Origin of the sequence: Candidatus Avoscillospira sp. LCP25S3_F1 (genome assembly GCF_052117125.1) — a bacterium.
GTDB lineage: Bacteria > Bacillota > Clostridia > Oscillospirales > Oscillospiraceae > Avoscillospira_A.
Map to the genome: position 1 here is coordinate 130,154 of NZ_JBQKJT010000001.1, position 12,560 is coordinate 142,713.

The 12,560-nt window shown below is 59.8% G+C and carries 13 protein-coding genes; 4 read left to right on the plus strand and 9 right to left on the minus strand.

Annotated elements, in window-relative coordinates; all coding sequences use genetic code 11:
* Nucleotide 1 precedes the first annotated feature (1 nt).
* From ACTQ33_RS00700 to ACTQ33_RS00735, 8 genes are all read right to left on the minus strand, one after another.
* Nucleotides 2–1,654 (minus strand): portal protein, encoded by a 1,653-nt coding sequence (locus tag ACTQ33_RS00700; protein ID WP_441461228.1) that lies wholly within the window; start codon nt 1,652–1,654, stop codon nt 2–4.
* Nucleotides 1,651–1,854, minus strand: coding sequence for a hypothetical protein (locus ACTQ33_RS00705; protein WP_441461230.1), 204 nt, complete (start codon nt 1,852–1,854; stop codon nt 1,651–1,653). Before ACTQ33_RS00705 ends, ACTQ33_RS00700 begins: the two co-directional genes overlap by 4 nt.
* 277 nt (nt 1,855–2,131) lie before the next feature.
* Complete coding sequence (locus ACTQ33_RS00710) at nt 2,132–3,193, minus strand: chitobiase/beta-hexosaminidase C-terminal domain-containing protein (RefSeq protein ID WP_441461232.1); 1,062 nt, start codon at nt 3,191–3,193, stop codon at nt 2,132–2,134.
* A gap of 375 nt (nt 3,194–3,568) precedes the next feature.
* Nucleotides 3,569–3,919, minus strand: a complete 351-nt coding sequence (locus tag ACTQ33_RS00715; RefSeq protein WP_441461233.1) for a hypothetical protein — start codon at nt 3,917–3,919, stop codon at nt 3,569–3,571.
* A gap of 13 nt (nt 3,920–3,932) precedes the next feature.
* Nucleotides 3,933–5,294 carry a phage terminase large subunit gene (locus ACTQ33_RS00720; protein ID WP_441461235.1) on the minus strand — a complete coding sequence of 454 codons (1,362 nt, stop codon included), beginning with the start codon at nt 5,292–5,294 and terminating at the stop codon, nt 3,933–3,935.
* Nucleotides 5,295–5,622: 328 nt separating this feature from the next.
* Entirely contained in the window at nt 5,623–6,015 is a 393-nt protein-coding gene (locus tag ACTQ33_RS00725) for a hypothetical protein (protein WP_441461237.1), read from the minus strand.
* Between the two features lie 523 nt (nt 6,016–6,538).
* Entirely contained in the window at nt 6,539–7,186 is a 648-nt protein-coding gene (locus ACTQ33_RS00730; RefSeq protein WP_441461239.1) for an HAD family hydrolase, read from the minus strand.
* A gap of 4 nt (nt 7,187–7,190) precedes the next feature.
* A complete protein-coding gene (locus ACTQ33_RS00735; protein ID WP_441461241.1) occupies nt 7,191–8,321 on the minus strand; it encodes an AI-2E family transporter in 1,131 nt (376 codons plus the stop codon).
* 394 nt (nt 8,322–8,715) lie between these two features.
* On the opposite strand from ACTQ33_RS00735, the gene ACTQ33_RS00740 reads away from it, so the two are divergent.
* On the plus strand, nt 8,716–9,894 hold the full coding sequence (locus ACTQ33_RS00740) for an AI-2E family transporter (RefSeq protein WP_441461243.1): 1,179 nt from the start codon (nt 8,716–8,718) through the stop codon (nt 9,892–9,894).
* Between the two features lie 528 nt (nt 9,895–10,422).
* Here the strand turns inward: ACTQ33_RS00740 and ACTQ33_RS00745 are convergent.
* Entirely contained in the window at nt 10,423–10,665 is a 243-nt protein-coding gene (locus tag ACTQ33_RS00745) for an AbrB/MazE/SpoVT family DNA-binding domain-containing protein (protein WP_441461245.1), read from the minus strand.
* A 190-nt stretch (nt 10,666–10,855) separates the two neighbouring features.
* Between ACTQ33_RS00745 and ACTQ33_RS00750 the strand changes: the two genes are divergently transcribed.
* The 3 genes from ACTQ33_RS00750 to ACTQ33_RS00760 all read left to right on the plus strand — a co-directional run bounded on the left by ACTQ33_RS00750 (nt 10,856) and on the right by ACTQ33_RS00760 (nt 12,477).
* On the plus strand, nt 10,856–11,431 hold the full coding sequence (locus ACTQ33_RS00750) for a nucleoside recognition domain-containing protein (RefSeq protein ID WP_441461247.1): 576 nt from the start codon (nt 10,856–10,858) through the stop codon (nt 11,429–11,431).
* 2 nt (nt 11,432–11,433) lie between these two features.
* Nucleotides 11,434–11,943 carry a spore maturation protein gene (locus ACTQ33_RS00755; protein ID WP_441461249.1) on the plus strand — a complete coding sequence of 170 codons (510 nt, stop codon included), beginning with the start codon at nt 11,434–11,436 and terminating at the stop codon, nt 11,941–11,943.
* Nucleotides 11,944–12,096: 153 nt separating this feature from the next.
* The gene (locus tag ACTQ33_RS00760; RefSeq protein WP_441461251.1) at nt 12,097–12,477 is read left to right on the plus strand and encodes a hypothetical protein; all 381 of its coding nucleotides are present in this window, start codon (nt 12,097–12,099) and stop codon (nt 12,475–12,477) included.
* Nucleotides 12,478–12,560: the final 83 nt, after the last annotated feature.

Sequence of the window (12,560 nt, forward strand, 5' to 3'; positions counted from 1 at the left end):
CTTATTCCACTACCCCCGTTTCATTGATGGCCCGCTGCAACGCGCCGTAGCCGCCGCCCTCGGGAATGGGCATGGGCTGGTTGGTGTCCAGCACCGGCGACGACGCCGACGCGCCCCGCAGTTTTTCGATCAGTTCCTGTTTTTTGGTGATGTAGCCGTTGGGAATGCGCTCCAGATAGTCCACCAGATCGATCTTGTCCTGGACCAGCAGATTGTCGAGGGTCTGCTGGGTGGCGATTTCCGACCAGTAGGCCGACGCGCCCACATCCAGCTGAATCGACACGGGCGCCTGGGCCAGCTGGGAAAAGTCAAAGGCCCGGTTGAACTGCTGATTGGGCAGCGAAATCCCCAGGGGCATATCCTCGGGCTTGAGATTCATGTTGACCTGCACATGGCGGACGCCGTAATAATTGCGCATATGGTCCATGTAGATGCGCCCCAGCGACTCGATGGATTTGTAAAGATTCTGCTTGGTGATCTCCATGGGGATGTTGCTGGCCCGCTGCAACGCCACGATGGCCGAGGTGTTGGTGGGGTTGACGTTGCCCATGGCCACGTCGGACGCGCCGAGAAAGCTCTGGGTGTAGTCCACGGCCAGTTGGATAAACTGAGCGATCTGGGGCGAAATCTGGGCCGGGTCGATGATCTTTGCCACGGCGTTCATGTCGCCGCCGTTGACGCCGATGGCCGCGCCCACGCGGCTGTCCCAACTGGCAATCCTCGTCTTGTCGTAGACGATTTTCGGGTAGGCGGTGGTCATCAGGGAGATCATGGACATGGCAAACAGCTTGTTGATGAAAATTTGGTTGGGAATCAGGCCGGTAATCATGGCCTGTCCGTGGTAGCAATCCTGGACATAGTCCCAGTTGAGCCAGACGATGGGATAGAGGGTCAAACCGGTGTCGGTGGCCTTTGCCATCTCCACGGACTGGGTGCAGACGTATTTCCAGATGGTGCCGGTTTTCCGGTCCCGGTAGAGGTACGTCAGGACGGTAACCTTGTCGTCGGTCATGGCGTCGTGGGGACTGTGGAAATCCTCATGGTCGGGACCGATGGCTTCCCAGTCGGGACTGCCGTTTTCCTTTGCCAGCCGCTGGGCCTCGTCCACCATCATGCGGCGGCACAGCAGAATGTAGGGCTGGGATTGGACGTCGCGGCTGTTGGGGTTGCCGAAGTGGACGCGGGTGTTTTCCACCACTTCGGTGACGAGTTCGCCTTTGACGTTCTGGCCGTTTTCGATGGTGGGGTCGAACCAGGTATAGAGACAGCCGTCGCCGTCCACCGCGGCGTTGCGCATATACTCCCGCAGGAGTCCCACCAGCTGATTGCGTTCAAAGATGGCGGCAAACTGCTTATTCAGGATGTCGGCCATCTGATCGATGTCCCACAGGTCGAGACGGGAGGTGGACGCCAGGGGCGACGCCTGCATGGCGATGTTGTCGGAGGTGACGGTGGCCACCTGGAAGAGCACCACCCGTTTGAGGAAATTGAACACGGGGGTAGGCAGGCCGTTGGATTCGACGCCCTCCCACTGTTTGCCGATAAAAAAGTTCTCGTTTTTGGTCACGGTGTCGTAAAGGCCCAGTTCGGTGTTGAATTGGAGCCCCCGCTCATAGCACCGGGCCACATGGGAAACGGTGGGCAGTTTGGTCATACGGCGCCGCCCCCTTTCTCAAAGGGGTCATAGGCGAGAATGTTGGCCACCCCCGCGTTGAACCGCTCCATGGCCTGGGCGGCCTGGGGGTTGGGCGGTTCCTGGGGCTGAGACGGTGCGGCAGACTGCCCCTCCAGACGGCCCAAACGCCAGAGGATCAGACAGAGCAGCACCGTTTGTGCCAAGCACAAAATGGTCATGGCAGTTCTCCTTTCTGAGAAAATTAAAAAGCTTTTACTGAATTTTTTCTCGAAAAAATTCTGGGGTCCAGGGGCAAAGCCCCGGTCGCCCGCCGCAGCGGGCGAACCTCCCGCTGGCCGCAGCCAGCGAAACACCCGCGCCGCGCACGGCGCGAAATCCCCTGTCGTCCCAAACCGTCCTCCGCAGAGGACGGAATCCCCGGGGCCGCCGGGGCGGCCCCATGGTTCCCCGCTCCCGCCTGTAGGCGGAGTGCGGGGAACCATCCCAGACGCAGAGTTATTCCTCGTCGGTCTTCTCAGCCACAGACGAGCAGAACTTCTCCCCGTCGATGGCGCAGGCGCGGACCACGTCGCCGCTCTCCACGGTGACGGCGTCGCTGTAGGTCTGGGCGCTGGCGCTGTAGCGGGGGTCGCTGCCGTCGATGGTGTACAGAACCGTACCGGTACCGCTGATGGTGGCCTGATGGCCGCTGATGGAAATGGTGGGAGCGGCGCTGACGGTGCCGTTGGCGGCGGCCACATAGATACCGGCGGCCTTGGAGCCTTTCACAAAGGCGTCGAAGATCACGCGGCCCTCCACCAGATCGCCGGAGATGCCGGGGGGATCGGAGTGGATTTTGTAGTCGTTGAGCTTCATGGGAGAGATGGCGCTGCCCTTGGTGACGATCATGAAATAGACGTCCTTGGGCATGTAGCTGGACGGCACCTTTTTGACGGCCATGCCGTCGAACTCCCCGACGATGCCCCTTGCCAGAGCGTCCCGGCCCAGCTTTTCCACGGTGAGAAATTCGTCGCAGAGCTTGAGCATCTTGTAATAGCCGGCGGTGATGTACAGGGTGCGGCCCTCGGTGGGGGCCAATGCGTCATCCAGGGCCACGGTGCCGTCCATAATCAGGCCCGCGATGGTGGACTTGTCGGGGGCGGCGGCCAGGGCGGTGATGATACCGGCCTTTTTGGCCCAGACGTTCATACGGTAGCGGTCGATATAGGGGGTGACCACCTCGCGGAGCTGCCGCTTGAGGGAGGCCCCGGCCTGTTTGACGTTGAACTGTTCCCGGGCGTTGCCCTTGTCGATGGTGTAGGTGAACGCCTTGTCCTGGGTCATGATGTATTCCTGGAGATTGTCGGTCAGCTCCTGGGGGGTGCCGTAGCGGTTGGCGCCGCTGCGGGTGTAATCGTTGAGGGGCGCGGTGTCCACCTCGTAGACCTTGACGGTGCGCACGCCGGTAAATTCCATGTCCAGGTCCTTGGAGAAGGAAGACTGGGTAAAGGAATCCTTGTAGAACCGCTCCTGAGCGGCGGCGGCGTACTTGGTTGCCAGATTGATGGTGTTGCCCATAGTTGGAATACCTCCTGTTTAAAATCAATGGTTTGCATGGCGGGACGGTGGATGAATCGCCGCATTCGGTATGGGTTTCCCCGGTGCGGTGGATGAACCGTCGTGTTCGGTACGGGTTTCCCCGGTGCGGTGGATGAACCGCCGCACCCCGCCGCAGGCGGGAGCGCCGGTCCATGGCTGCTGCCTTGGCAGCAGCCGGGGATTCCGCCATCTGCGGATGGCGGTTTGGGACGACTGGGAATTTCGCCCGCTGCGGCGGGCGGGTGTTTCGCCCGTTGCGACGGGCGGGTATTTCGCCCCGTGCGCGGGGCGACCGGGGGCGCTGCCCCCTGGACCCCTGCGATTTTTTGAAAAAAATCGAGTAAAACTTTTTTCTTAGTCGCTCAGCAACGCTTCCAAAAACGAATCCCGTCCGGCACGCTGGCCGTCGGTCCGTTGGGACCCAATGGTCGTTTGCCGGTTGCGCTCGTTGTCCTGCTCCGAACGGAGCTGCTCCCGCAGCTGCCGGTTTTCCTGCCGCAGCTGCCGTTCCCGGTGGCCCCGGTAGGCGGACACCAGACTTTTCCCGCCCTGGACCTCCGTCCAGACCTCCGGCGCAATGTCCGTGGCCTTTACGCCGGGAAACTCGTTGACAAACTCCCGCACGTCCCGCCGCATCCGCTCCTGTTGTTCCGCGTCGGCGGCCGGTACCATCTCCGGCCCCTGGTTCTGGATGACTTCTTCCATGCCAACTTCCTCCTTAATAATATAAGTAGCGCAGGTCCGGCGCGCCGCCGTGCATGACCTCGTCATAGTCCGGCGGCGCATCCTCGTCCACCGGTTCCGGCGGCTTCTCCGGCAGCAGCGCCCGACTGGCGGCAAAATACCGCAGCGCGTCGGGCCGGTGGGTGATGTGGTGGGGCTCCGTGGCCGCGTCGGAGGGGTTCCGTTCATCGGCCTGCAACGCCTCCAAATCCTCAATCAGCCCCCGGCAGTCCCGGAAAATCACCAGCCCCGGCTTTCCGTCGCCCCGGACCCGCAGCAGTTCCTTCAGGGCCAGCCAACCGGGGACCCGGCTGTTACCCGCCCGGACCAGCGGCAGGCCGCTCTCGGTGAAAATCTCCGCCATGGTCCGGCCCGTGTCCTTCTGGGTGGACCACAGATCCGGCGGGGCCAACGTCGCTTCGATGCACTCCCCGTCCGGGGTGGATGCCAACGCCAATTCCGCCGCCCGGGAGACAATCAGGCCGCTTTGGGCCACTTCCCGGTAGACATAAAACCGTCCCTGGAAGTCCACCGCCACCCACACGCAGGCGAAGCAGTCCAAACCGTAATCGAACGCCCGGTATTTTCGCCACTCCGGCGGGATGGCAAAGGGGGCCACTGTGTGCAGTCCCCGGGTGAACTCGGAAAAATACTGCCCCGACAGGGCGTTCCAATCGCCGTCCCGATGGGCTTTGCGCACCGATTCCGGCAGATTGTCCAGCATGGCGGCATACCCCGGCGAGGATTTCAACAGGTCGGCGTTATCGGTGAATCGGGCCGGAATAAAGATGTAATCATCGGGGTTTTCCCCCGGTCGGAATCGCCCGTCGATGAACAGCCGTTTCACCCACTGATGGCCCACGCCGCCGGGGTTGCACGTCAGATAGAACCGTTTGGGAATGTCGTTGACGCCCCGGAGACAGCCGCCCATGCCGCGAAATTCGCTTTCGGTGAACTGCGTCGCCTCGTCCATGAAAATCCAGTCAAACTCTTGCCCCTGATATTCGCCCTCTACGGTGGCCCGGTCGTTGGGCAGATGGCCGAATTTGATGGACGAGCCGTTTTGAAACAGCACCATATTACTGCTGCCGTTGTACCGTCCCACCTCCGCCGGAATCAATTTGACCAGCGGTGTGATAAGACTGTTTTCCATATCCCGGTACGTCCGCCGGATGATGAGGATGCGGATACCCGGCCACCGCAGCGCACCGCCTACGGCTTTCGTCCGGACCGCCCAGGACTTTCCGCCCCCTCTGGCCCCACCGTAACAGGTGTACAGCTTCCGGCTTGCAAAAAAACGCCGCTGCGGCTCCGAATTGGGCCGCCCCAAATCCACCTGGACCGGCTGCTGCGGCATCGTATCACCTCCTTGGGGGATTTCGCCCCGTGCGTGGGGATTTCGCTGGCTGCGGCCAGCGACCGGGGCTTTGCCCCTGGACCCCACAATTTTTTTGAAAAAAAATTGAGTAAAAACTTTTAATTTTTGGGGTTTTTATGAGTTTGGTTTGGTGCAATGCCTCAGAATGGATTCAGCGCAGCCCTCGACCCCCTCTTTTACCCGGCCATGGATTCCGTGGGAATCCATGGCCAGAATAAAGTTTTACTCGATTTTTTTCAAAAAATCGCAGGGGTCCGGGGACGGCGTCCCCGGTGGGGTGTGGGGCAGCGCCCCACAAAAACCCCCCTTACCCGAACGCGTCATCGGCGCCGGGCGTAGGGCCGAACACCACCTGCACCACCGGCGCGGCGGCGGCGGTTTCCCGCTTGTCGGTGTAGGATTGTCCATCCCATAACTGTTGTTTGATGAGGAAAACGGACTTGGAACCGTTGGTACCGGACCAGGCCGGGGACGTTTCCAGATGGGCCCGCAAACGGGTGGCCGCCTGCCGCAGCACCGGCCCACAGCCCCCCGCTTCCCCGGCCAGGGTGGTGGCCGTTTCCATGTCCATCCCGATGCAGGCCAGCAAATCACTGGGCCCGCCCCGTTTGGCCGGGTCCGCCTCCAACGACGCGAAATAGTCGTCAATCTTTTGGGCCAGTTCTGTGGCTTTCCATCGGGTCTTTCCTTTGGCCGCCATGCGCTCACCTCCTTTCGCACCGGCCGGTGTGATGGTAGTATAGCATATGATTTTCAACGTTTTCGCGAAAAAGTTTACAAATGTTAACATCAGAGCAGAAAAAAACGCCCTACTATCAAGGGGTTTCGCCCTTGATGTCAAGACGTAAAAAGTTTACAATTGTAAGATTTTTTCCATGGGTTCCGCCATCTGTGACGGTCTGCGGTCAACCCGTACCGCCCTATGTACCAACCTCCGGCGGGGCTGAGGGGCCTTTGGCCCTCTCACCGCAACAATGCGAAGCATGGATTGAGCGCGCTGCCGCACCCATTCAGAGCCACCGCACCAAACCACTAAAAAATAAAGCTCCCCCAAACTTTAAAAGTTTTACTCGATTTTTTTCAAAAAATCGCAGGGGTCCAGGGGGCAGCGCCCCCGGTCGCGCCGCGCACGGCGCGAAACACCCGCCCGTCGCAACGGGCGAAATCCCCGCTGGCCGCAACCGGCGAAATCCCCGCTGGCCGCTTTCTGCTGCCCCTATGTATTATAATCCCAGAATCACCGGTACCAGATCGGCCACGGTGTCCGCGATGGCGACGGCCCCGGCGTCCAGCAGCTCTTCCCGGCTGCCGTAGCCGTAGAGGGCGCCCACGGTGGGAATCCCATGGGCCCTGGCGCCCAGAACGTCGTGCTTCCGGTCGCCCACCATCAGCGCCTTCCCCACCGGGCGGCCCAGCTTTTCCATGGCGTAGGCGATGACGTCGGCCTTGTTGGTGCGGCTTTCGTCCATGGTGCTGCCGGCCACCACCGTAAAGAACTTCCGCAGGTCGAACCGTTCCAGCACCCGCTCCGCGAACACCTCCGGCTTGCTGGTGGCTACGATCAGCGTCGCGCCTGCGTCTTTGAGGGCCTGCAAGGCATCGGGGATGCCCGGATAGAGTTCATTTTCGAGAATGCCCCGGTCCTGGAAGTAGACGCGGAATTCATCGGTCATGGCCCGGGCCTCGGCCTCGTCCACGCCGTAGACGGCCCGGAACTGTTCCAGCAGCGGGGGGCCGATGTAGGAATACAGTTCGGAACGGGGCGGCACCTCCCGGCCTGTCTGCCGGAGGGCGTAGGCGACGGAATTGGTGATGCCCTCGCCGGGGTCGGTCAATGTGCCGTCCAGATCAAAAAAAATCGTGTCAAACATGGTATCAAGTCTCCGTTTCTTCTTTGGGGGGCTGCTGGCCGTCCAGCCAGTCCAGTACCAGGGTGTAAAGGACCGAGGAAATGGGCACCCCCAGCAGTACGCCCATCATACCGCCCATATTGCCGCCGACGATGACGGCCACCAGGACGATGAGGCCCGGCAGACCCACGGACCGGCCCACCACCTTGGGATAGATGACGTTTCCCTCGATGAGCTGGAGCGTCAGGACAAAGACCAGGAACAGCAGCGCCTGGATGGGGCTTTCAATGAGGATCAGCAGACAGCCGATGACCTCGCCGATGATGGGACCGATGACAGGCACCAGCGCCGTCACGGCGATGAGGATGGAAATGATGGTGGCGTTGGGGAACTGGAAAATCTTCATGCCCAAAAAGCAGAGGAACCCCAGAATGGCGGCTTCGGTCAACTGGCCGGTGATAAAGTTGGAAAAGGAATTGTTGGCCACCTTGCAGATGTGGCGGATTTTCCGTGAAACCTTCGGGGGGAAAATGGCGTCGGAGAGCCGGGTCGCCAGTTGGCCCACCCGCTCCTTGCGGGCCAGGATATAGATGGACAGGCAGAAGCTGATGACCAGATTGGTGACGCTGCGAATGACGGAGGTGGTGACGCCTGCGGCGGTTTCCACCAGATTGTCGCCGGGGGTCAGTAGTTCCTTGAGCTTTTCAAAGATCATCTCCCAGTCCAGTTGGATGTTGAAGAGCTGCCGTCCGTTGCGGTCGATGGCGTGCAGCAGGTTCTGGGCCGAATCGAGGTACAGCTCCAGGTTTTGAATCAGGCTGAGGATGGTTTTCTGCAATCCCGGCAGGACCACCCAAACCAGCAGCACCACGGCCCCCAGCATCAGAACGATGGTGGCGCCGAGACTGACCGGCCGCAGCAGCCGCCGGACGGCGGCATGGGGACTGCGGCCCAAAAACGCGAAGACGCGCCGTTCCAGCACCCGCAGCAGCACGTTTAAGACGAACGCAATGCAGAATCCCGCGACCACCGGCGAAAAAATACCGTAGATTTTCCAGAAAGCCCGCCAGGCCAGGGCGAAATTCTGCGCCAGCGTGAAGAGCAGAACACCGAAGGCGATCAACACCAGTATGGCCTTGAACCGCTGTTTATCCATGGACAACCCCTCCCGGCGCATAGAGATTATAGTATAGTATATCCACAATTTTGTCCACCGTCAACGCGGCCGCCGTAAAGAAATCGTGAAGCCGCCGGGGGGCGTTTCGCCCGTTGCGACGGGCGACCGGGGCTTTGCCCCTGGACCCCACGATTTTTTGAAAAAAATCGAGTAAAACTTTTTAATTTTGAAGGTTTTTGTTTATGTGGTTTGGTGCGTCGGGCTGGAAGAACGTGCAGTAAGGTTCTCAACCCATGCTTTGCACGGTTGCGGTGAGCGGGTCAAAGGCCCCGCAGCCCCATTTCGTCCGTCCTGTCCCAAAATTTTTACATTTTTCACACAACACCATAAAACTATGGTATACTAGTAAAACTACACACAAAGGAGCTACGCCATGTTCTTTCACGACAAGCGCAAGCGGGACCTGTTGGGCAAATGGCTCATCGGTGTTGTCGCCGTCTGTATTCTGTTCTATCTTGCCATGGGGAACCTGAACATTCTGGGAAAAAGCGTCCTGTGGGTCGTGAACCTGCTGTTGCCGTTGGTGCTGGGCGCGTTTTTTGCTCTGGTGTTCAATGTGCCCATGGGGTTCATCGAACGCCATCTGTTCCCCCACACCAAACGGGAACGCTTGCAGCGGCTGCGGCGGCCCCTGGCCATTCTGCTGTCGATTCTGCTGGTGTTTGGCATTTTTATCGGTGTGGCGTTTCTGGTCATTCCCCAGCTGGCCGGGGCCATCAAACTGCTGTCCTCCCAGGTATTGGAGAGCATCGACCATCTTTCCCAGCTGGAAACGGAAGCCTTTTGGGCGTCCATTCCCTTTGGCGACACCATTTCCCGCATTGAGATTGATTGGGTCGCCATGCAGAGTAAACTGGAGGCCTGGGCCTTGAACACCGGTTCCAACCTGATGGACGGCGCCCTCAATGCCGCCGGGTCCGTTGCCGGTACCACCGTGGATACGTTCATCGGTCTGGTCTTTGCCATCTATATTCTCGCCAATAAAGAGACCCTCAAACGCCAGGGCAGCCGTCTCATTCACGCCTGGATTCCCCAGCGTGCCGGCAATGGACTGCTTCATGTGGCCACTGTGTGCAGCCGGATTTTCCGGTCCTTTGTGGCCGGACAGGTGACGGAAGCGTTTATTCTCGGCTCCCTCTGTTTTATTGGTATGCTCCTGCTGGGCCTGCCCTACGCCGCCATGATCGGCGCGTTGGTGGGCGTATCGGCGCTGATTCCCATTGTGGGCGCGTTTGTCGGCATGTTTGTGGGCATTTTTATGATTCTCACCGTCAGCCCCCTCAAGGCCCTGATCTTCGCCGTCTTCCTCCTGGTGCTCCAGCAGGTGGAGGGCAATCTGATTTATCCCAAGGTCGTCGGCTCCAAAATGAACCTGCCGGGCCTGTGGGTCCTGGCCGCCATCACCATCGGCGGCGAACTGGCCGGCCCCATCGGTATGCTTTTGGGCGTCCCCGCCTTTTCGGCCCTGTACACCCTCCTGAAAGAAGCCACCGCCGCCCGGGAAACCGCCCTGGCCGCCAAAGAGGAGGACACCCCGGAGGGAACTGCCTAAGGAGATTTCGCTGGCTGCGGCCAGCGGGTGTTTCGCCCGTTGCGACGGGCGGGGGTTTCGCGCCGTGCGCGGCGCGACCGGGGGCGCTGCCCCCTGGACCCCTGCGATTTGGGTTGCCCGCCGCCCGTTGGCAAGTGTGGTCGGCGAGGAATTTTGTGTCAGGGCAAGGTGTGGCTTTGCAGCCATACTGGATGTATGGCAAAAAGCCGCACCGCCGCCATGGCGCAAAAGGCCCGGCGAGCACCGCAGACACACGGGTGGTGGGCAGCCCTCACAAGAAAAAAATCGAGTAAAACTTTTAAATGTTGGGATTTTGAGTTATCTTAGTGGTTTGGTGCGCTGCCACTGAATCCGTGCGGCAGCGCCCTCAATCCATGCTTCGCATTGTTGAGAGGGCCAAAGGCCCCTCAGCCCCGCCGGAAGCGATTCTCCATTGCTATTTCTTCCAGAAACATCTACAGGGGATGGTATCCAGTTAGGATACCATCCCCTGTTTTGCGCTAAAAGAGGGCCGTGTCCCTCAGTCCGTCAAATCTTCTTGAGTTCTTTCAGGCAGCTGGCGCAGACATTCTTGCCCTTGTAGTTGGTGATGCCTCTGGCGTCGTTGCAGAAAATGCAGGAAGGCTCGTACTTGCGCAGTACGATGGCCGAGCCGTCCACATAGATCTCCAGCGAGTCCTTCTCTGCGATGTCCAGGGTACGACGCAGCTCGATGGGCAGCACAATCCGGCCAAGCTCATCGACCTTTCTGACGATTCCGGTAGATTTCATGTTCTTTTCCTCCACGGGGTAAATATATGTCCATCGGGACGTCTCTATTGTACAACGGCTTCCTATATTTGTCAATGCGACAAAATCTCATATTTTTCTAAAAATAACAAAATTTTTTCTTAAGATTGTCATAAGACTTTTTTATTGCGCATAGGGTATTTCATGAGAAATGGAGGGGTTCTCCTTGGCAATGTCGATGATTTGGTTGCTGTTATCGTTGAGTTCCATTGTCTACGCGCTAATTGATAATTGTACGAAAGTCTTAGGGACAGCTGTCCTTGACGGGGCCTCTTCGGCCATTACGCTGTCGTTGTCGCTGGCGGGCAGTCTGTGTCTGTGGAGCGGCCTTTTGAAGGTCATGGAACGCAGCGGCGTCACGGCTTTGCTGTCCCGGCTGCTGCGGCCCGTCCTGGGACGGCTGTTTCCCCAGGCGTCCCGGGACCCGGAGGCGTTGGGCCACATCAGCGCCAATGTGTCGGCCAATCTTCTGGGCCTGGGCAATGCGGCCACTCCCGCCGGTGTGGCCGCCGCCAAACGGATGCGGCAATTGTCCGGTTCCTCCACGGCATCCCATGAGCTGTGCCGGTTTCTGGTGCTGAATACGGCCTCGGTCCAGCTGCTGCCCACCACCGTGGCCGCCATCCGGGCGGCGGCGGGATGCGCGTCGCCCTTTGACATTCTGCCCGCCGTCTGGCTCACGTCCGTCTGTGCTCTGGCGGTGGGTCTGCTGGCGGCGCGGCTGTTCCAACGGCTGGGGAGGGATTGACGGTGCTGGATTTGCTGATTCCCCTGATTATGGTGGCGGTGGCCCTGGCGGGTCTGTCCCGCAAACAGGACGTTTACGGCCTGTTGGTGGAGGGGGGCCGGGACGGTCTGCGGGTGCTGGCATCCATTGTCCCGGCGCTGGTGATGCTGCTGTCGGCCACATCCATGCTGCGGGCGTCGGGGGCCATGGACGCGTTGGCCGCGTTTCTCAGCCCGGCCCTGCGGTATGTGGGCATCCCGCCGGAGGTGGCCCCCCTGCTGCTGGTGCGGCCCATCAGCGGCAGCGCCGCGCTGGCGTTGGGGGCGGACCTCATCGCCGCCTATGGCCCCGATTCCCCCGTAGGCCGGACCGCGGCGATTCTGCTGGGGTCCACGGAGACCACCTTTTACGCCGTGTCGGTGTATTGCGGCGCGGCGGGCATTTCCAAAACGCGGTACGCCATACCGGCGGCGCTGCTGGCCGACTGTACGGGATTTCTGGTGGCATCGTGGTCGGCCCGGTGGCTGTTTTAAGTCCTGTAAACTTTAGGGATATATGATAAATTTTGTTTTTTTACCATTTATTTTCCGATGAACCTTAATTTTACTTTAAACCGGTCGATAGAGAGGATAGTCCCGTCGGACGGGATTACCCATTGTGGAGGAAAAATTGGAGGAGTCTCAACTATGAAACAAAAACTGTTCAAAGCATTTGCTCTGCTGCTGACCCTGATCACCGTCATGAGCCTGGTGGCCTGCGGCGGCGGCGATTCCAAGGATACCGACCTGACCGGCACCACCTGGGCGCTGAGCGGCGGTTCTCAGGGCGACACCACCGTGGACAAGGCCACGCTGGAGACCCTGTTCGGCGGCGAAATGACCTATACCTTTGAAGAAGGCGGTAAGATGACTGCTGCTGCTGCCGGTGTGGAAGTGGAAGGCACCTGGACCCAGGACGGTTCCGAAGTGACCATGGACGTACAGGGCCAGTCCAGCACCATGACCATCGACGGCGATAAGCTGCTGCTGAAGCAGGGTGACATCACCGTGGAGTTCACCAAGAAATAAGTACATCGAACCGCGTCCGACTGGATACCGTGGGACGTCCTGCCAGGAAGGAGGCAGGACGTCCCTTTTTGTATGTTCCTTGC